Source organism: Ruegeria sp. D4, assembly GCF_056534475.1.
This window is the reverse complement of the sequence record NZ_JBQFPJ010000020.1, coordinates 60,816-80,546: the sequence shown is the minus strand read 5'-3', so window position 1 is coordinate 80,546 and position 19,731 is coordinate 60,816. Positions and strand designations below refer to the sequence as shown.

The 19,731-nt window shown below is 57.5% G+C and carries 12 protein-coding genes; 1 reads left to right on the top strand and 11 read right to left on the bottom strand.

Features of this window, described 5'->3' with window-relative positions; translation table 11 throughout:
* Positions 1-65: 65 nt before the first annotated feature.
* The 10 genes from ACR0MI_RS20320 to ACR0MI_RS20275 form a co-directional block, all read right to left on the bottom strand.
* The gene (locus ACR0MI_RS20320) at positions 66-575 is read right to left on the bottom strand and encodes an aminomethyltransferase family protein (RefSeq protein WP_170613932.1); all 510 of its coding nucleotides are present in this window, start codon (positions 573-575) and stop codon (positions 66-68) included.
* Entirely contained in the window at positions 568-3,366 is a 2,799-nt protein-coding gene (locus tag ACR0MI_RS20315; RefSeq protein WP_170816929.1) for a 2Fe-2S iron-sulfur cluster-binding protein, read from the bottom strand. Before ACR0MI_RS20315 ends, ACR0MI_RS20320 begins: the two co-directional genes overlap by 8 nt.
* Entirely contained in the window at positions 3,363-3,629 is a 267-nt protein-coding gene (locus ACR0MI_RS20310) for a sarcosine oxidase subunit delta (RefSeq protein WP_170613930.1), read from the bottom strand. The genes ACR0MI_RS20315 and ACR0MI_RS20310 overlap by 4 nt, the downstream gene beginning before the upstream one ends.
* A 9-nt stretch (positions 3,630-3,638) precedes the next feature.
* Complete coding sequence (locus ACR0MI_RS20305) at positions 3,639-4,889, bottom strand: sarcosine oxidase subunit beta family protein (protein ID WP_170613929.1); 1,251 nt, start codon at positions 4,887-4,889, stop codon at positions 3,639-3,641.
* Positions 4,886-5,560, bottom strand: coding sequence for a TetR/AcrR family transcriptional regulator (locus ACR0MI_RS20300; RefSeq protein WP_170613928.1), 675 nt, complete (start codon positions 5,558-5,560; stop codon positions 4,886-4,888). The genes ACR0MI_RS20305 and ACR0MI_RS20300 overlap by 4 nt, the downstream gene beginning before the upstream one ends.
* A complete protein-coding gene (locus ACR0MI_RS20295) occupies positions 5,561-7,111 on the bottom strand; it encodes a trimethylamine methyltransferase family protein (protein ID WP_170613927.1) in 1,551 nt (516 codons plus the stop codon). It lies immediately after the preceding gene.
* A gap of 4 nt (positions 7,112-7,115) precedes the next feature.
* The gene (locus ACR0MI_RS20290) at positions 7,116-9,518 is read right to left on the bottom strand and encodes a GcvT family protein (protein WP_170613926.1); all 2,403 of its coding nucleotides are present in this window, start codon (positions 9,516-9,518) and stop codon (positions 7,116-7,118) included.
* A 151-nt stretch (positions 9,519-9,669) separates the two neighbouring features.
* Entirely contained in the window at positions 9,670-11,400 is a 1,731-nt protein-coding gene (locus ACR0MI_RS20285; protein ID WP_170613925.1) for a hypothetical protein, read from the bottom strand.
* Positions 11,401-11,503: 103 nt separating this feature from the next.
* A complete protein-coding gene (locus ACR0MI_RS20280) occupies positions 11,504-12,214 on the bottom strand; it encodes an MBL fold metallo-hydrolase (RefSeq protein WP_480442034.1) in 711 nt (236 codons plus the stop codon).
* A gap of 21 nt (positions 12,215-12,235) precedes the next feature.
* Complete coding sequence (locus ACR0MI_RS20275) at positions 12,236-13,042, bottom strand: gamma-glutamylcyclotransferase family protein (RefSeq protein WP_170613924.1); 807 nt, start codon at positions 13,040-13,042, stop codon at positions 12,236-12,238.
* Between the two features lie 109 nt (positions 13,043-13,151).
* Here ACR0MI_RS20275 and ACR0MI_RS20270 point away from each other — a divergent pair, with 109 nt between their 5' ends.
* Positions 13,152-18,362 (top strand): AAA family ATPase, encoded by a 5,211-nt coding sequence (locus ACR0MI_RS20270; protein ID WP_170619775.1) that lies wholly within the window; start codon positions 13,152-13,154, stop codon positions 18,360-18,362.
* Positions 18,363-18,404: 42 nt separating this feature from the next.
* Here ACR0MI_RS20270 and ACR0MI_RS20265 read toward each other — a convergent pair whose 3' ends face one another.
* Complete coding sequence (locus tag ACR0MI_RS20265; RefSeq protein ID WP_170613922.1) at positions 18,405-19,727, bottom strand: hypothetical protein; 1,323 nt, start codon at positions 19,725-19,727, stop codon at positions 18,405-18,407.
* Positions 19,728-19,731 lie beyond the last annotated feature (4 nt).

Genomic DNA, 19,731 nt, shown 5'->3' with positions numbered 1-19,731 from the left:
TCGCTGATCAACCGAACGACCATTCATCTGCCCGAAACGGGCCTTCGCTCGCGACACAGATACTGTCAGAAAGCATTGGCCGCTTTGGTAAGAAACTCACACAATGCGTGGTCGTGTGCATTTGCGATATGCAGGCGAAACCGGGTTTCCGATTGAACGCGGTAAAGAATGACCTCGAACCCGAAAAATCGACGGACCGCGCTTTTGGATGGCTGATCAAGCCGGATTTCGGTTCCGCGCTGTAGCAACTCCATCGCCCCCGGCCCAATCAGGTCAAAAACCGAATAGGCGTGCGAAACGTCAGAAACAGCCATGTTCTGTTCTTCGTGCCAGCCTTCCTGTCGGTCTGCTCCGTTGATCTCAAGCAATCTGTCGCGACGCAGGGCGATGGTGTAAACGTCATCTGCCACGACATCAGGCCAGCCGGTGCACGGGGGCACCGACCGCGATGCAAGGTCGGGGCCGGACATCAGGGTCTGGCGTTCGAGATGCACTCGGGACATAGCGGTTGACCCCAAATCAATCTCTTGCCCGTATTGCCCAGCGGGGGCCCATTTATTCCGGTCGTCACGCATTCAGACGCTCCCCTTCCGGGTCGTAGAAGCAAGGCGCACACAACGTCGCCTTGCGACGCTGGCCGTCGTGCCAGATGTCGATCATTTCGCCTGTTCGTTCTGCACCGCTTTCCATCAACCCCAATGCAATCGGCGCGCCGACACTTGGACTGTCATAGCTTGATGTTACGTAACCCAGCGAGCGGGGTGGTGTGTCACCAGTCACCATATGCGCGCCGGTCGGAATGGCCGGTTCGCCCACCGGAACGGTCAGGCCGACCAGTGTCTTGCGGTCCAAACGGTTGGCCGTGGCGGTGTGAAGGCTGCGGTCCCCGACAAATGGGGTTTTCTTCTTTTCCCGGGGCATGGAATAACCCAGATCGTGCGGCATGGTCTCTCCATCCGTGTCCTTGCCGATCATGATATAGCCTTTTTCGGCTCGCAGGACCGAGATTGCCTCGATGCCGACAGGGGCGGCGCCGAATGGCGCAGCCGCCTCAACTGCGGCCTGCCACAGGCTGCGCCCAGACGATGCAGGGACCGAGATTTCATAGCTGAGGTCGCCGGTGAAACTGACACGTGACACCCGAACAGAGGCGTCATTGAAGCTCCCTTCCCGAAAGGTCATGTGCGGGAACGCCTGAGCGGACAGATCAATACCCAGATCGAGAACCGTCAGGATTTCCCGGGCTTTGGGCCCGGTGACCGTAACCGTGACATATTGATGGGTCATGTCGTGCACAAAAATACGATCGGGGTCGTTGCCATCCTGACGCCAGGATTCCAGGTGCATGCGCACGCTGTCCACGTGGCTGGACGAGCAGGAAATCACAAACCGGTTCTGATCCAACCGCGAGATCACCCCGTCATCATAAACGATGCCGCCTTCGGTCAGCATGAATCCGTAGCGGATTGCACCGGGTTTGAGTGTTTTGATGGTGTTATAAAAGATGAAATTCACAAAGGCTTCGGCATCCGGGCCCATTACCTCGATCTTGCCTAAGGGAGAGCCATCGAGAATGCCCGCGCTCTCGCGTGTGCGCACTGCCTCGGCCCGGATCAACTGTTCCGGCGTTCCGTTGCCGTACCATCCCGGGCGTAGCCACCCGCCATATTCACAAAGCGCCGCGTCAAGCGCGCGGTGCTGCGGTTCCAGCGGCAAGCGTTTCAGCGGATTGCAAAGTTCCTTGGTTCGCGCCCCATGGTAGGTCTCTATCGGGACCGGCACAAAGGGGGGACGGAAGGTTGTGGTGCCAACCTCGGGGATTGGCCGGTCCTGAATGGCTGCCATGGCCGCAAGCCCGGCCATGTTTGATGTCTTGCCCTGATCCGACGCCATCCCAAGTGTCGTGTAGCGTTTCAGATGCTCGACCGAGACAAAGTTTTCGCGGGCGGCAAGTTCCACGTCTTTGAGCGTGACATCATGCTGAAAATCGATCCACTGGCGCCCTTTCGAGCCGGGTGTTGGCCACAACGGGTTAAGGATAATAGTGGTGTCCGGACGTGTTGTAGTTTCGCCCCGACCGGCCGCACTTGCCTCATCCAGCGCTGCGTTCAGATCGTAGGTGCCGTTGGCCGCGCCGATTGCGACCATCCCGCCAGGTGCGGCACCAGGCAGGAAGGTCTGCCGCGTGGCGCACCAATCCAGTTTACCCCCAGCGTGCCGCCACAGATGCACCAGCGGCGTCAACCCGCCTGAGCTCAGCACGGTATCGACCGGATAGGTTCTGTCACCTTCAAAGATTGATTTCAGAGACTTGCCGCCAGAAACTTTGACCGGTCCCGTCGAAGGGTCGATTTGGACGACCCGCGCCCCGGTGTCCTTGAGCTTGGCAATGATCGGATCGGCCAATGAGTGATTGCTGAGAACCGCAACCTCCCGCCCGGCCAGAACACCATACCGCGCAAGATACTCGGCCGCGCCCATCAGCGACATCACGCCCGGCCGGTCATTGTTGGCAAACGTTATCGGCCGGTCCAAAGCCCCGCTGGCCAGAATGACGCGCCCTGCCCTCATCCGCCATAGGCGCGGAGCGGTGCCGAAAGGGCCGTTTTCAACCAGCCCAACCAAACCGTGGTCATAGACCCCAAAAGCTGTGGTCGATGTCAGGATGCGCCCGCCTGCCAACTCGATGGCCATTCTTAGCGATGTAACCCATTCTACCGGCGCCCCGGATTCAATCGCCTCGAACTGATAGGCGCTGCCGCCGGTTTCCGGATGATCATCGACCAGAACGACGTCCTGCCCGGCCTCTGCGGCAGTGCGGGCAGCGACCAGCCCTGCCGGGCCCGCGCCCACAACCAGCGTGTCGCAATGCGCATGAGTTTTGTCCGAGGAATAGCCGTCGAAAACGTCCGTCGACACTGCGCCCAATCCGGCCATTTTCCGGATCGATGGTTCAAACAGATGCCAGTCGGGCCAGATGAAGGTTTTGTAATAAAACCCGGCAGACAACCAACGGTGAAAGAAATCAAGGCCGCCCTTGATATCGAACTGTGCAGTGGGCCAGGCATTGACCGCGCGGACCTGCATCCCCTCCTCAAGATGCGTGGTTGTGGCCAGGCAATTGGGCAGTTCGCGGCCGTTCAAGGTGACTGTCATGATCGCGTTGGGCTCATCCACCCAGGCACTCCAGACACCGCGCGGACGATGGTACTTGAAACTGCGCCCCATCACACGCGCGCCGCTGGCCATCAGCGCCGAAGCCACAGTGTCGCCAGCAAATCCCTGATAGGGTTTGCCATCGAATGTGAAATTCAGCGGCCGGGTCCGATCAATCAGCCCGCCCGAAGTAGTGCGAAATGACGTCATGGCGCGACCTTTCTGAGAGGGGTCGAGCCAAGGACATCCATCGTCACACTGTCACGCTCCAACAGGAACACTTCGGCGCAGGTTGTGTGCATCCAGATTTCCCGGACCACTCCCTTATCGTTGCGGTGCATGTGCAGATAGCCTGCCCATTCCGCATCGGAAACCGCGCCGCTGGTATCCGGGCGGGTTTTTCCCGCCTCGGCTGCAAAGTGAAACTCGCGCTCGTCCCGGGGACCGCAAAAGGGACAGGGAAATATCTGCAATTCAACCTCCTAGTGCGGAATGCCAGAGGCCGCGCTTTCATCCACAAGCGCGCCTGTTGCGAAACGGCTGATGTCAAAGGGGCGGCTGATCTCGTGATGGCCGCCCGTGGCCATCAGATGTGCCAGCAGATACCCGCCCGCCGGGATCGCCTTGAAGCCGCCGGTACCCCAGCCGCAATTGAGATAGATGCCATCCACGCCCGACGGTCCGATAATCGGAGAACTGTCGGGCGTCACGTCGACGATCCCGGCCCAATGGCGCAGAAGCTTCACCTTGGCCAAGGCCGGCATCATCTCGGCCAGCCCGCCCAAAACGACTTCCTGCATCGGCAGGTTGCCGCGTTGACCGTAGGACGGCACTCGGTCCAGCCCACCGCCGACCACCAGCCCGCCCTTGTCTGATTGGCTGACATAAGTTCCCAGTGCCGGGCATAACACGACGGTATCCAGAACCGGCTTCAACGGTTCGGATACAAACGCCTGCAGCGCATAAGAATGGATGGGCAATTTGTACCCGGCAATTTGCCCCAGAACAGACGAATGCCCTGCCACAGAAGCGCCAATCACACCCGCGCGCACTTCACCCAATGACGTCTGCACACCGACGCAACGCCCGGCTTCCATCACAAAGCCTTGCACTTCGCAGTTCTGAATGATGTCTACCCCCAATTGGTCGGCCGCGCGCGCATATCCCCAGGCAACCGCGTCGTGCCGACCGGTTCCGCCACGCGGCTGATTGACACCACCATGAATCGGATAACGCGCATCGTCCCGGAAGTTCAGAACAGGAACCCGCTTGCGAATCTCTTCCCGGCTCAGCAGCTCGGCATCTATGCCATTCAGACGCATGGCGTTGTACTGCCGCGCGGCCATTTCCATGTCATGCTCGGAATGAGCGGTCACAAGCATACCGCGTTGCGAGAACATGACGTTGTAGTTCAGCTCTTTGGACAGGCGTTCGTACAACCGGACCGAAAAATCATAAAGCGCGGCGCTTTCAGGATAAAAGTAGTTGGAGCGGATCGCGGTGGTGTTTCGCCCGGTATTGCCGCCGCCAAGCCAGCCTTTTTCAAGTACGGCGACATTGGTCATCCCGTGGTTTTTGGCAAGGTAGTAGGCGGTTGCCAACCCGTGCCCGCCACCGCCGATGATCACCGCATCATAGGCTGGTTTCAGCGTGGCAGACCGCCAGGCTTTGGCCCAGCCTTTCTGACCGCGCAAACCTTCGCGAAAAACCTGAAATGCCGAATACCGCGTCATTCTTTCTTATCCATTGCCAGTGAATAGGCCACGAAACTCTGAATCAACTCAGCTGAAGGTTCCTTTCCGGTAAAACCCTTCAGGAACCCTTCGATCCGGCTGACCCGCACCTCCATAGTTTCGCGCATTTCTGCCGCGTGATATCCGATCTGCATGAAATACAGGATGCGGGCCCGCGCATCTGCGTCGCCTGCGTCGTAGCCGTGGCGCGCGTACATTTCGGTTATGGCGTCCAGTCGGGTTTTATCGGCGGCGTCGATCAGAGCATTGACCTGATCGTCCCGGCGCGCCCATTCCCGCACCGCAAAATCCAGCCCCTGATCGAACAGATCCGAGGTCACAAAGCAGCGGAAGAAATTGCAAACCGCAGCACAGATATCTGGCGCGGGTTTTGCGCAGTGGGTTACAATCGTTTGCGTGTTCCGCGCCTCCCACTCCTCCAGAAGCTTTGCCAGAAGATCGGCCCTGTCCTCGAAGTACCAGTAAAAGCTGGACCGCGAGACCCCAAGCCGACGGGCCAGAGACAGTATCTTCAGCTCGGCAACACCTTCGTGAACCAGAACGTCACGCGACAGGTTCAGCCAGTCTTCACGCGTGACCTTGATGTTTCCGACCAGCGGGTCCTTTTCCGGGTCATCCCGGTTTAAAATTGGTTGGGCACGCTTGTTCATTCAACTCTCCGGCGGTGCACCGCCTTCCGCCGTGCGCTTTGCGATGAACTGTTTCAGGTTTTCGACCCGTGCACCATCCAAATCGGGTCTTTTGTCTGCAGCAAGAATATCTTTCCAGACCTTGGTCGCCCGCACCGAGGCGTCAACTGAGCCGCGTTCGCTCCAGGTGCCGAAATTGGCATAGTCGTGCACAATCGGCTCGTAGAATTCGGTGTTATAACGCTTCATTGTCTGCGGCGCGGCAAAGAAGTGACCACACGGCTCCACCTGCGACAGTGCCGAATCCAGTCCGATTTCATCGACCCCCGCCGCGCGCCCGGCGCAAAGTTCGGCCACCATGTTCAGAACCTCTGCGTCGGTAATGAGTTTCTCGTAGGAAACACTGAGCCCACCTTCGAGCCATCCTGCGGAATGAATGATCACCGTTGCCCCGGCCATCAGGCATCCCCACAGGCCAAACTGGTTTTCGTTTGCCGCCTGCACGTCGTTCAGATTGGACGCTGAACCGGCAGCGGAACGCCAGGGCAAACCTATGAAACGCGCCAGCTGCCCGGCCGCGAGCGAGGCGTGAAAATGCGCAGGTGTCCCAAAGGCGGGCGCCCCGGATTTCATGTCGACATTGGACGTGAACGTGCCGTAGCAGACCGGCGCACCCGGACGGGCCAGCTGGGTCAGCGTGATCGCCGCCAGCGCCTCGGCATGGCTGAGCGTAATCGCCCCGGCCACCGTGATCGGAGCCATCGCACCCATCAGCGTGAAGGGCGTGACAATCGAAAGTTGCCCGTGTCGGGCAAAATCGATCAGACCCTGCGCCATCGGGATGTCGAGTGTACGGGGACTATTGGTGTTTATGATCGTGTATGCATGTGGCGTGGCAAGGAATTCATCGTCCGACAGACCCCGAAAGTTCCTCAGCATCTCAAAATTGTCCATTGCCTGCGGTGTGCCACGGGAAAACAGGAACGGAAACTTGTCTGACAGCGTCAGTTGAACTTCGGTCGTGAAATAGTGCCGCAGATGGGTCGGCACATCCTGAGGTTCGACCGAGGGTGATAGCATCTGAAACACATCGAAGTGATGGTTGATCTGCGTGTATTCCCTGTAGTCCCGCGCCGAACCCGCACGCCGCCCCCGTTCGAGGTCGGTCGCGTTGGGTGCCCCTGCCCCGGCTTGAAATACAAGGCTGCCAAGCTCCAGTGTCACATCCCGGTGTCGCGCCCCCGCGCGGCAGGTGATGGACTTTGGCGCCGTTGCCAGCGCCGCGTCGACCATGTCGCGTCCGATATTCACCATTTCGGTGTCCTCATCGACGCGGGCACCGCCTTTCGCGAAAATAGCCCGGGCCTCGGGCAACAGAACTTTTATGCCCAGCTCTTCCAGCAATCGCAGGGCAGTTGCGTGCATGTTCGCAATCTCATCTGCCGAAAACACGTCCATCGCCGGAAACGGGGTTTTGAGCTGGCGGTAGTTCACATCGCGCGCCGGGGTCCTGACGGTCTCGCCGCCGCGTCCCCTGCGCCTGCCACCCGGGCTGTTGTTTTCTGGGTTCATCGCATCACCCTCTCATCGCCAGACCTTGGGGATCATAGGGCGATGCGGCGATCACACGCGCCGTTTTTTCAACGCCCACCACATGGATCTGCAACTTGGTCCCTTCCTCGGCACATTCCCGATCCACCATGGCCATTGCCAGCGATTTCCGTACTGTGTGCCCGTATCCACCCGATGTGACAAAGCCCACGCGCCTGCCATCTTTCCAAACAGGTTCATAACCGCTGGCATCCGCATCCTGACTGTCGATCTCAACCGTGACGATGACCTGATCCGGTGTGGCCGTGCGTTCCGCTTCGGCCGCGGACTTTCCGATGAACGATTTGGACCAGTCGATCCAGCGATCCATTCCCGTTTGCGCGGGCGTGTACGCCTGCGTAAACTCGGCCGACCAGATGCCAAAACTCTTTTCCAGCCGCAGTGACAGCAACGCGTTGAAACCAACTTCACGTATGCCCAGATCCGCTCCGGCCTTCAGAAGGGTTTTTCGCAGAGCGATGTGTTCAGCCGCTCGACAGTGGATTTCGTATCCCAGCTCTCCCGCTACTGAAAGTCGGCCGACTTTGGCGCGGATCAGTCCGATATCGAACGTACCGCACCCCATAAACCGAAGGTCGCCGATAGGGCCAACCGTCAGTTTTTCCAGAACCTTGCGGCTGTTTGGCCCAGACAGGCTGAACCCAACAATATCATCGGCAATGTCGCGGATCGTGACACCATCGGTCAGGTAGGTATTGAACCAGCGCATGTGCCATTCGCGCAGGTAGTAGCTGCCCATGATCCACCATGTGCCGTCGCCCCAGTTGAAGACTGTCAAATCACCTTTCAGCTTGCCTTCGGGGGACAGCATTGGGGCCAGTCTTGCCCGTCCGGGTCCAGGCAACTTGCTGGCCATCAGATTGTCCAGCCAGGCTTCTGCATTGGGACCCGAGATTTCGAAACGCGAGAATCCGGAGATGTCCAGCAGCCCGACGGTTTCTCGAACGGCTTTACACTCCTCGGCCACGAGATCGAATGCGTTGGATCGTTTTAGGGTTGGTGTTTCTGCAAAATCCTTGGCGGGGGCGAAGTACAGCGGAACCTCAAGTCCCCAACTGGCGCCCCACTGGCAGCCCGCTTCGGTCATGTCCGAATAGGCAGGCGCCATTTTCAGCGGCCGGCCGGCCGGCAATTGTTCGTTCGGATAGGTCATCACAAACCGCCGGGTGTAAAACTGACCGGTGGTTTCCTTGATGTATTGTTTGTTCTCGGCAAATGGCCCGTAGCGCGCGACATCCATGCCAAAGACATCCGCCTCGGGCTCGCCATGGATCATCCATTCGGCCAGCGACTTCCCGACGCCGCCGCCTTGCAGAAAACCTGCCATCACCGCGCAGGCACACCAGTAGCCGGGCTTGCCGCGTACCGGACCGACCAGGGGGTTGCCGTCCGGTGAAAAGGTAAAGGCGCCGTTCACCCATGTTTTGACGCCCACATGCTGAAGATCCGGGAAACGCTCAAAACCCAGCGTCAGTTCTTTTTCAATCCGATCCGGGTCCTCCTGCTGCAACTCGAATCCGTATTCCCAGGGCGCGCCGTCCATCATCCAGTGTTCGTGATCGATCTCGTAAATGCCCAGCAGGATGCCGTTCTGATCCTGCCGCATGTAAGTAAAGCCCTCGAGATCCACGACCAACGGCAGTTCTCGTTCCAGCTTCTCGACGGCCGGGATCGTGTCGGAGATCAGGTAATGATGGTTCAGCGGCGAGACCGGCAGTTCGATACCGGCCATGCGACCCACCTGCTTGGCCCACAGGCCCGCGGCGTTGACAACATGTTCGGCGTGGATCGTCCCCTTTTCGGTCACAACCTCCCATCCGCCCTGGGTTTGGTTCAATTCCAGAACTCGGTTGTGTTCTATGACTTCTGCACCGTGCTTCCTGGCCGCGCCCGCATAGGCATGGACCGTGCCGGTGGTGTCGATATATCCTTCGCGCTCGGCCCACATGCCGCCCAGAATCCCGTGATCGGACATGATCGGGCACAGTTCTTTGGCCTCTTTGGGCGACACGAGACACACGTCGTCGATGCCGATGGCCTGAAATGTCCGATACGCCGATTGCAACCATTCCCATCGGTCGGGTGTTCCGGCCAGGGTGAGGCCACCAGTCATGTGCATCCCGACGGATTGTCCGGATTCCTTTTCGATTTCGGACAGCAGGTCGATCGTATAGGCCTGCAATGCAGCGATATTAGGGTCCGCATTCAGGGCGTGAAAGCCGCCTGCGGCGTGCCAGCTTGAGCCCGCGGTCAAAATGTTCCGCTCGATCAGACAGACATCTTTCCAGCCGAATTTGGCCAGATGGTACAAAACAGACGCGCCGACAACGCCGCCACCAATAACGACCGCACGATAGTGTGACTTCATCGGTCCATTTCCTTCCCTGAGTGCTTTTGATCCGGACAGGCACAGTACTGTTCATAACTGTCCATTAGAGAACAGCATCAATAGACAGCTCTGTCCAGTGTTTTCTGCAAGGTACTCTTCGGGCACAAGCCCGCTTAAACTCGGACGCGGCCTAGTAGGATACCTTCAGGGTGTCACCGGTGATCACAAATGTCGGTGAATTGCCATCTATGGCATTTCCAACGAATTGCGCCACATCCAGTTCAGCCATGTTCGGAGCCTGAAGAACGGGGTACTCAACCCCGTTTTTCAGACCATGGCCGCGAGGGAAGGAAAAAACCAACGTTACCGGGGAACGATTTACGTTTACGGCCCCGGAAACACTGAGCGTTGTGGGGTTCGTACCAAGCTGGACCTTCAGTATGCCATTGGTCAAATCCAGTTGTCCGATACCAAGACCGCCATCATGTCCGCTGAGGTCGAGCACGCCATTGCCGATCAACTGAACCGTTGCCGAGCCTCCGGTAGATTTGTCGGAAAACAGGACCTGACCACCATCGCCGCCGCGCGCCCCGGCATAAGCAATCAAAGTGGCACTGGCTGCGGTGCCCACATCCGTGAACGAGGTATATCCGCCCTCCTGACCCGGTTCATTGCCGCCCAGATTGTGAAAGATCGCAGTTTCTGCGGTCGGTGGAAGATTTGGCGCGCCGGTGCCGTAGGAAGATTCAAATATCGTATAGCCGCCAACCTGACCGGGGTGGTTCCAGATTGTCGCCTTACCGGCACTGGAAAAGAATTCGTTCGGGGGTTTGATTGAAAAGATCGTATGCCCCGCGCCCGAGTTGCGGTTTACGGCACTTCCGAAATTCACAATGGTTGCGTTGGCGGCTGTGGCATAACCGTAGCGCGCTGTGAATTCGGTATGCCCGCCGCCTCCGGGCCAGTCTTTTGTTGCACCATAGTTGATATAGGTCCCGTCGCCCGCTGATGCGCCGGGATTGTCCATCGCAGGATAGTTGGGGTTGTTGTTGAAACTGGTCACGCCGCCATGCGCACCGTCGATTGTAGCCGGGTAGTTGTTGAACTTTCCCTGCCCGCCTGTCGCGCAGCCGTCAAAAGCGACGTCACCGCCATTGGCCCCATGCCAGTCCGCATCCACTGCGGTGCCGCCAAAATTCAGGTAGGTCGCCTGTCCGGCGGTCGAATAGTCGTAAAACTGCGTGTTGCCGCCATCACCGCCCGGGACAGTGCCACCGTGATTGATGAAAGTGCCCCGATCCGCAGATGCCGCCTGATGAAACACGGCATTGGCAAAGGTATCCCCGTCGCTGCCCAGAGTTCCAAAAATCGAAAAGGTCGCGGTTCCCGCGCGGGCACGTTCGCTGAATTTTACTGTGCCACCAAGACTGCTGTTTCTGTCCGGAGGGGGCACTTTCCCGGTTCTGAGGGTGAAGTACGCGGCCCCGGCATCGGCGTCGTCATGAAAGGCGATCGTGCCGCCCCCGTAGGTCGTTTCCAGCGACGGAGGGCCTGCGTAAAAACTGACCGGCCCCTCGCCAGCGGATGCAGAACCGGTGAACTTCAGCTGAGGTTGGTTGTAGGTTCCAAAGGAAGCCACGATGAAGCTTTGGGTATTGAGCGATTGATTGACGATGCCGCGCCCGGTGATCGTCAGCGCGGGCTGCTTGGCAAGATCCCGGATTGTGAATGAATAGGCATCCGACTGTTCCGAAAATTCAAGACACTCGATCTGAGCCATTGAATCAGGAGTGAAGGTTATCGCGGTATGAGAGGATCCTCCGAACTGGGCGTTTGCCATCGGTATCTGATCTGTGTCCCAGTTGTTTGGATCATTCCACTGATCGGAAGACGGATTTGCTTTCCAATTTGCGCTCGTCATGACGAATTCCTCTGTGAACAAACAATAGGTCTTGGGCACGCTCCCGAGGGGCGGGCCAAAAGTAAAAGCATGCGCGCGTGCCGTTTGCACACGCTCACTTTAGTCAAAACTCAAAAAGCCGCCTGAAAGTCGCCTTGTAGGCGTCAGACGCGCCACCCAATACCGGCGCGCCGTGGCCACAGAAAACGTGCCTGAATTGCAGAGCCGACAGCCGCTGAAAATCTTCGGCCTGCGGTTCGGACACCTGCATCCAGACCGGGCCGACATTGGCCGGTGTAAAGAACCCCATGCCTTCCATCATTTCGGCGGAATCCTTGCTGAAGAATTCGTCTGGATTCAGATAGTTCTGCAAAGCGTCGCACGCGATCATTACGCCGCCGTCCCGGTCGAGCCTAAAAATGCATTCGGGGGTCTTGGTGGTCCTGAAGGTGAAAAGCTGCGCACCTGATATCGGCAGTTCGCCGCCTTCGACCAGTTCACGATCCACCGGAACGCCTTCCTGACCGGCACCAGGCTGGGCCCAGTAGGTCGCGCCAAATGTGTCCCGGTAAAAGGCATCGTCGGCTCCGTGCAAACCACCGACCTGAACGACGTCGGTAATCCGGCCCAACTGCTCCAGCGCCTTCAACCCGTCATCGGAAAGCCTGACCGCATTGAACAATATCAGCCTGTCACCTTCGCGAACTATCGTCATGTTCCGGCTGAACTGCCAGTCAATGTCATTGAAATGCATCTCTCGTGTGCCGGTGACGAAAAATATGTCAGGCAAAGGTTCCGAGATGACTCCATGCGGAGACGCTGCCAGATGGCCCATAATACCCCCCTTTAAAAAGCCCTATCCTAGCCTTTTTTCGGCTGGCAGGGAAGTATAGTCGAATTGACCTGCATACTGATACTCATCCGCAAAGGCGTGCAGATAGGTGTTCAGACAGTCTTTCTGGTCCGGCCGCAGCCGGTCGTTCAGGATATCTTCGAGACATTCGGTCCCGTCGCTGGTGTCCAGTCGCTTGAGCAAAAACACCGTGACTTCCCTGCCGCCGAACCAGTCCTTCCCGATAGATTGCGCCGGACGCGCATTCGTCATGTCAAAGACAGATCCCGCCAACACCGTCAGGTGCCGGGCAAGCCCGGTGTGGTCTATGACACGGGGAACAGGTCCCGGGTCAAAGGCGGGCAGGACCGGTGGCTGAAGAACCGGATGCCGATTCAGCGCCGAAATGTATTCCGGGTCAATGCCGGCCTCGGACGCCCCGCGCGCCAGAATGTTCAGATAACGGCGTGTTGGCAGGCAGGCGTCGTTGACAAAATCCGGCAAGCCAACATAGGCCAGCGCCTGCTCGGCCCCCTGAACAGTTTCGATGTCGACCACAGTCCGGTCATACCCCACGCCATAGGCTTCCATCTGGTCGAGCGCTGCCAAGTCGGCCTCGTTGCAGCAATGCAGAACGCCCAGAACCCGGTCCTGTGGGTTTCCGGTGTGTTCGATATTTCCAACGCCCCCTTCGTGGCGAAAGAAATGCTCGACATTGAACGTTAAACGCCACCCCCTGAGCGTCGCCGCACGCGACGCCGAAGGTGTGACGCCTTTAGCTCTTAATGAAGTAAAATTCATATTAGAGCCGTATCCAAAATAGTTAATCAAGGTTATGCTCTATCTTAATTTCATCCTGTGTAATAATGCAGGAGCCCGCGTCTGTGTCACAGTTTTTTTAAACAGTTCCTTGTAGTCTTTCAGGAAGGTAGTTTCTGCCTTGCATCTTGAGATCGCCGGATACCAGATCGAACAGCAGATCGAGGCGTTTTACGCAAGTTCGCTTTTTCATGCCCGCAACAGCAAAAGCGGACAGCCGGCGATTGTCAAAACCTTGTCTGCCGAGTTCCCCGACATTCGGGATGCCAAGCGGCTGGAACGTGAGTATTGGCTGTTAAACGAGCTAGGCAGCCTGGACGGGATTATCCCGGTCACGGATATGGTCTTCCTTGGCAATGGTGCCCCGGTTATGATCAGCCCCGCGACCGGATGGACCTTGTCGCACTACCTGCGCGCCAAACGAACCGCCACATGGCCGCTTGAGCGTGTTGTCGACATCATAATCCGGCTTACCACTGCGCTGGACGCCATCCATGCGCGCGGTATGGTTCACAAAAACATCGCACCACAGAATATTCTGCTGGATGACACGGATTGGAGCGTCCGGCTGATGAATTTCGAAATCGCGACGGCCCTGTCGCGGGAACATCAGGGGAAAGTCGCTTCGAAACTGATCGAGGGCCATCTGCCTTATATCTCGCCCGAGCACACCGCACGGATTTCGCACGATGTCGACTACCGATCAGATTTCTATTCTCTTGGTGTCGTATTCTTTGAACTTTTGTTTGGGCAATTGCCATTCAGGGCCGAAACGCAACTTGAATGGGTCCATGCGCACATCGCCAAGCGGCCACGTGTCCCGGATGATGCCGGGGCATATGTTCCAGCGACGCTGATCGAGATTGTGCTGCGGCTTTTGGCCAAAAACCCTGAAGACCGCTACCAAAGCTCGTTTGGTCTGTTGCACGATCTTGAGATCTGCCGCCGAAGCCTCTCGCGCACAGGTGAAATTGCGCCCTTTGATATCGCGCAGCGAGACACGTCCGAAACGTTTCGTGTTCCGCAAGTGCTGATCGGACGCGATGCCGAGCTGGAACAATTGACCCAATTGCTTGCCAAGGTAGAGGCCGGCGCATCCGAGCTATGCCTGATCTCCGGCAGTTCAGGGGTTGGGAAAACCGCGCTGGTCGCGGAACTGAACCGGCCAATTCTTGAGGCGCGCGGCTTTTTTCTGCGCGGCAAGTTTGACGAGTTTGAAAGGGTCAGACCTTATAGCGGCATCGCTGCTGCATTTTCCGGGCTGGTTCAGGAACTGCTGGCAGAACCGCCAGAGTCACTGGCGACGTGGAAAACAAACATTATTGGCGCGTTGGGACGAAACGCGCAGGTTCTGCTGGATGTCCTGCCGGATCTGGGGCTGATCATCGGACCGCAACCGCCGGTCCCGACCCTTCCTCCGACCGAGGCGCAGAACCGGCTGCAACTGACATTTCTAAGCTTCGTAAGGCTGCTGGCGGATGAAAACCACCCGCTGGTACTGTATCTTGACGACCTGCAATGGAGCGATGCACCGACACTTAACCTTTTGCAGAAAATGGCAACGGCCCGGGACATCGGTCATCTGCTTATTCTGGGCGCTTATCGCGAGAATGAAGTGGACAGCGGCCACCTGCTGAGCCTGATGCGCAAGGAGGTTGCCAAGACACGGACGGTACATGATCTGACCTTGCCGCCGCTCGATCAGGCGGTCGTGAACCAGATAGTTGCCCGGACATTCCGAACGGATGAGGCGGACACGCAAGAGCTTGGCGCTGTTCTTTTTCAACGAACCGAAGGCAACCCCCTGTTTGTAAAGGAACTGCTTCAATCCCTGTTCGACGATGGGATGATTAATTTTGACCGCACACATGGCCGCTGGACATGGGATCTGGCTGCGATCAGGAAGGCCGAAATTGGCGATAACATTGTCGAGTTCCTGATTGGAAACCTGAACAAACTTCCGGATGACACCAAGGAAACGTTGCGCATGGCCGCCTGTATCGGACACGAGTTCGACATGGCCAAGCTGTCGCTGATTCATCAGCGCTCTAAAGAGCAGCTGGGCATATCCCTGATGAGCGCCCTGGCCCGCAACATCATCCTGCCCTTGGACGACAGCTACCAGCTTTTCGATCAGGCCGCAGCTCTGACGGACGCCAGGGCAGATGCGGCAGTCAACCCGCGCTACCGGTTCCAGCATGATCGTCTGCATCAGGCCGCTTACGAGTTGATTGATGACGCCGAAAAACAGCCTGTTCATCTGTCGATCGGACGACTTTTGCAGAGCGAAGACACGGATGAGCCGCAAAACGAACGCCTGATCAAGATCGTTCGCCATCTGAACGTGGCCCGCGATCTGATCACCCGGAAAGATGACAAACGCGAACTTGCGGAGCTGAACCTGGCGGCTGCTCGCATTGCGCACAATGCGTCCTCGTATCAGGTGGCTTTGAACTATTTGCGTATTGCCCGGTCCCTCCTTCCTTCGAACCCGTGGCAAGAGGCCTATGGGCTGACCAGATCGCTATCATCGCTCTATGCACAAACCGCCTATCTGAACGGCTTGCATGACGAGGCCGATGCCGAGTTGTCACGCGCGCTGGAAAACCTTCGGACCTCGCTGGACAAGGCGCGCGTTTTGTCGATGAGAACAAGGCATTACTCGACCTTGGGCCGGATGAAAGACTCCATCGATTCAGCCCTCGAAGGGCTTTCCCTTCTTGGGGTCAGGTTCACGGCGGATGTCTCGGATGCAGAGGTTGAAGCAGAAGTCGCAGAGATTTCTGTCAACCTGGCAGGCCGGGAGATTGCCGATCTGATCAACGCGGGCCGTATGACGGACGCCAATATGGAAACGGCGGTCGGGCTGTTGATGGAGATCTTTCCTGCGGCCTTTCTGTCAGGTGCCGGAAACCTGTTCCGTCTTTTGATCCTGAAATCCGTCAACCTGTCACTGCGTTTCGGAAACTCGGCCGAAACCGCCTTTGCCTACTCGACGTACGGGATGTTGCTGTGCGGGGGCATGAACCGCCCTGCTGAAGCGATCGAGTTCGGCAAGCTCTCGCTTGCTATGAACGAGGCATATGACGACATTGCCCTGAAATCCCGCATTATTTACGTCTACACGATGTTCATCCACCACTGGGGCCACCACTGGAGCACGATGACAGAATGGTTCACCCGTGGCTTGGAGGCGGGATACCAGTCGGGCGATCTGTTGTATCTGGCCTATAACGCTCAGGATTGCATCATCTGGGACCCGCGTCTGGATCTTGAAACCGCAATTGCCGAACAGTCGCGATACATGGTGATCGTCAAGGACTGCAACTATGCGGACAGCTACGATTCAGGCAGTCTTTTTCTGCAGATGTTGCAGAATTTCGCAGGCAACACCCGGGATTTGTATTCACTTAGCGATGACACGTTCGATGAAGTTTCCTGCCTGAAGGGAATGACCGAGCGCGGTTTCATGACAGGTGTCGCGAACTATCACATCTATAAGGCCGAACTTCACTGCCTGTACCGCAACTTCAAGGGGGCCGTTCCGCACGTAGCCGCGCAGGAAAGGTTGATGGACAGTGTCATGTCGCTGCCGCAATCCGTTCGGTTCCGGTTTCTGGCCTTTCTGACCTATTCCGCGACGTACGAGACATCCCCTGCGGACGAGCAATCGCATCTTTGGCAGAAGATGGAGGATCACGCCAATCATATGGCCGACTGGGCCCAGCACTGCCCCGAGAATTTCAGCCATCTCGACCTTGCCATGCGCGGAGAGTTTGCGCGCTTGCAGGGCGATATGTTGAATGCGCTGTCGTGTTATACCCGGGCCGTCGCATGTGCTGAAGAGAACGGGTTTACCCGCGACCGGGCCATGATTCACGAACTCGCGTCGTCGGCCTTTGAGAAGATCGGCCAGAGTTTTGCGGCCAATGCGCATCTGGACGCTGCTCGCCGCCTGTATCACCGATGGGGTGCAAGGCGGAAAGTCGATTTGATGGATGCCGAGAACCCCACCCTTCAACTCATCGCACCAACCCGTTCATCGGGGGACAGGGATGCAGAAAACAGCGGATATTCGATCTCGCACAGCGCTCTTGACTTGCAGGCGGTCATGAATGCGGCCCGCGCGATTTCGGGCGAAATCGTGTTGAGCAATCTGCTGTCACGCACAATGCGCATTCTGCTGGAAAGCACGGGCGCGCAGCGTGGCGTTTTCCTGTCAATGAATGACGATCAACTACTGGCCGTAGTTGAATGCCTCGTTGAAGAGGGCGACCTGGAAACACGCAATATTCAGTTTGAACCCGACCCCGATACCCTAGCAATGTCCGTTGTCAATTATGTGGCCCGAACCCAGAAACCTCTGGTTCTCGACGATGCAGCCGGCCATCCGCGGTATGGCATTGATCCTTATGTCGTCAGGAATCAGATCCGCTCGGTCATGTGTGTTCCGGTGATCCGTTCCGACCGCTTTTCCGGGATTGCCTATCTGGAGAACAACCTGGCCGCCGGAGCATTCCCGGAGGAGCGGGTTGCAATTGCCGAATTGCTGACGGCGCAAGCCTCAATATCCATCGAGAACGCCAAGCTTTATGTCGATCTTGAGCAGAAGGTCGAACAGCGCACCGCTGAACTAAGTCAGAAAACAAATGCACTGGAAGCCGTTGCAAACCAGCTGTCCAAATACCTGTCACCGCAGGTATATCGATCGATTTTCGATCGCAGGAAAGAAGTCAGACTGACGTCGGAGCGCAAGCTTCTGACGATCTTCTTTTCGGATCTGGTCGGGTTCACCGAGCTTGCCGAACAGATGAGTTCCGAAGATCTGAAGACATTGCTGAACCACTACCTGTCAGAAATGTCCGAAGTTGCTTTGTCTTTTGGCGCGACCATCGACAAGTTTGTCGGCGACGGAATTGTCATCTTTTTTGGCGATCCGGAAACCCGCGGGCCTGAAAATGATGCCATTGCATGCGCCAAAATGGCGATTGCCATGCGTGACAGACTTGGAGCGCTGCGCGAGGAGTGGCTGAAAGAAGGCATCCGAAAACCTCTGGAATGCCGCATGGGCATTCACACCGGATACTGCACCGTTGGCAATTTCGGCAGCGAGTCCCGAATGGATTACACCCTGATTGGCCGCGCTGTGAACCAGGCCTCGCGCCTTGAAAACGCTGCGCGCACCGGTAGCATTCTGATTTCGCAGGACACGTATGACCGGATCAAACCCGAAATCGCTTGCGTCGAACATGGAACGGTTGAACTGCGCGGCATCGGGGCGCCCGTCAGAACATACGAAATCACTGGTCTGAAACAGGACGAAAACACCTGAGGTACATGAAAGACATCAATTGTCCCGTTCTTGGACGCCTCGCTAGCTGTGTGTCATGCTGTTCTTCGGTCCGGACGGAGGCGCAATCTTGCACCCGCAGGTTTCGTTCCCAGCCCCGGCGCACCGCGCCATCGCTTCGTCGAACGTGTATTTCGGGTGCGGCGGCGGTCCCGGACAATAGAACAAGTCCATCTGGGCCAGCGCGCACATGACCTGCGCGTCGTGTGGGTCACCGGGATTGGGCGGCCCGAGCCCTTTGGTGTTGCCGAACCAGCGTTGGCAGGCATTCTCCTTTGCCTGCTCCGGCTCGATATCGGGGTTTTTGGTGTATTCAAACAAAAAGGACGCAGCCACCAAATCCTGCGCCTCGTACATCCGAATATCCGGTATCTTTTTCGCGCAGTCCGTGCACTTTCCGGTCACTCCTGCCGCGATCATGTGATTGGCAACCATATACGGTGTCTCGCGCGGGTCGTCGGGGGAAATCCGTACTTTCCCGACCTGCAAGACCGGCGTTTCCGGCGTGCCGTTTTCGTCTTTCGGCATATCATCCTTGAACGCGACCCTGAACCAGCCGGGAGCCTGCGGATCATAAAGAGGTGATCCGCAGACCAGCAGCGGCAGCGTGTGACGCTCACCTGTTGCGTTGGGCCCATTCAGATAGAGGTTAAGCATCGATCGGATATAGCTGCGCTCGGGCGGGCCATCGAAAAAGCCCGAGGCCATCATGATGGGAAAATAGTCATTGGGGTATTCGCTTTGACCTGCACCGGGCGCGGCGATTGGATTTACATCCACAATGGTTCGGTAAAAACTCACGTCATCCGCGGGAATTCCGCTGGCCCGCAACACGGTATCCCAGCGATGCATGGTCATACACTCCAGAAAAGTACCCTGCTGCAACACCTGCCACGGCGGGTAATGCATCAGCAACAAACCCCGCTGACCCAGGACGTTCAGCCCCAGTGGCGGGAAGAGATGCCATTTGCACAGGCCGTCGTCCTTGTCGCTGTTGACCGGATAACCGGCCATCGGGTTCCAGACCCCAAGGTCCTGCAACAGGTTTTTTCCCGCGACCGCCTTGCCCGCGGCATCCGGCGCGAACAGTTTCTGATGGTGTTCGGCAAAGACAGACAACGCCGCTTCCGGCTGATCAGCCGAGATCGAAACCCGGTATTGCCCGCCTGACTTTGTGACCTGCACGTTGCCCGAGGAAAACCCGTCAGCCTCAAGCGAGTTCCTTGTGTAATGCGCAATCACGCTTTCGCGGTCGGTCAACCCGAGATCGGAATTGGCAAGTTCGGCAGGTGGGAACAGTTCGTTCAACAGCTCCACCGCCCCCAGAGAATAGGAAAACTCAGCCATCGGA

Excerpts from the sequence above, each read along its gene's own strand:
- ACR0MI_RS20315 (WP_170816929.1), bottom strand. The coding sequence starts at position 3,366 with ATGACGTCATTTCGCACTACTTCGGGCGGGCTGATTGATCGGACCCGG.
- ACR0MI_RS20295 (WP_170613927.1), bottom strand. The coding sequence starts at position 7,111 with ATGAACCCAGAAAACAACAGCCCGGGTGGCAGGCGCAGGGGACGCGGC.
- ACR0MI_RS20285 (WP_170613925.1), bottom strand. The coding sequence starts at position 11,400 with ATGACGAGCGCAAATTGGAAAGCAAATCCGTCTTCCGATCAGTGGAAT.
- ACR0MI_RS20265 (WP_170613922.1), bottom strand. The coding sequence starts at position 19,727 with ATGGCTGAGTTTTCCTATTCTCTGGGGGCGGTGGAGCTGTTGAACGAA.
- ACR0MI_RS20320 (WP_170613932.1), bottom strand. The coding sequence starts at position 575 with ATGCGTGACGACCGGAATAAATGGGCCCCCGCTGGGCAATACGGGCAA.
- ACR0MI_RS20290 (WP_170613926.1), bottom strand. The coding sequence starts at position 9,518 with ATGAAGTCACACTATCGTGCGGTCGTTATTGGTGGCGGCGTTGTCGGC.
- ACR0MI_RS20280 (WP_480442034.1), bottom strand. The coding sequence starts at position 12,214 with ATGGGCCATCTGGCAGCGTCTCCGCATGGAGTCATCTCGGAACCTTTG.
- ACR0MI_RS20305 (WP_170613929.1), bottom strand. The coding sequence starts at position 4,889 with ATGACGCGGTATTCGGCATTTCAGGTTTTTCGCGAAGGTTTGCGCGGT.
- ACR0MI_RS20300 (WP_170613928.1), bottom strand. The coding sequence starts at position 5,560 with ATGAACAAGCGTGCCCAACCAATTTTAAACCGGGATGACCCGGAAAAG.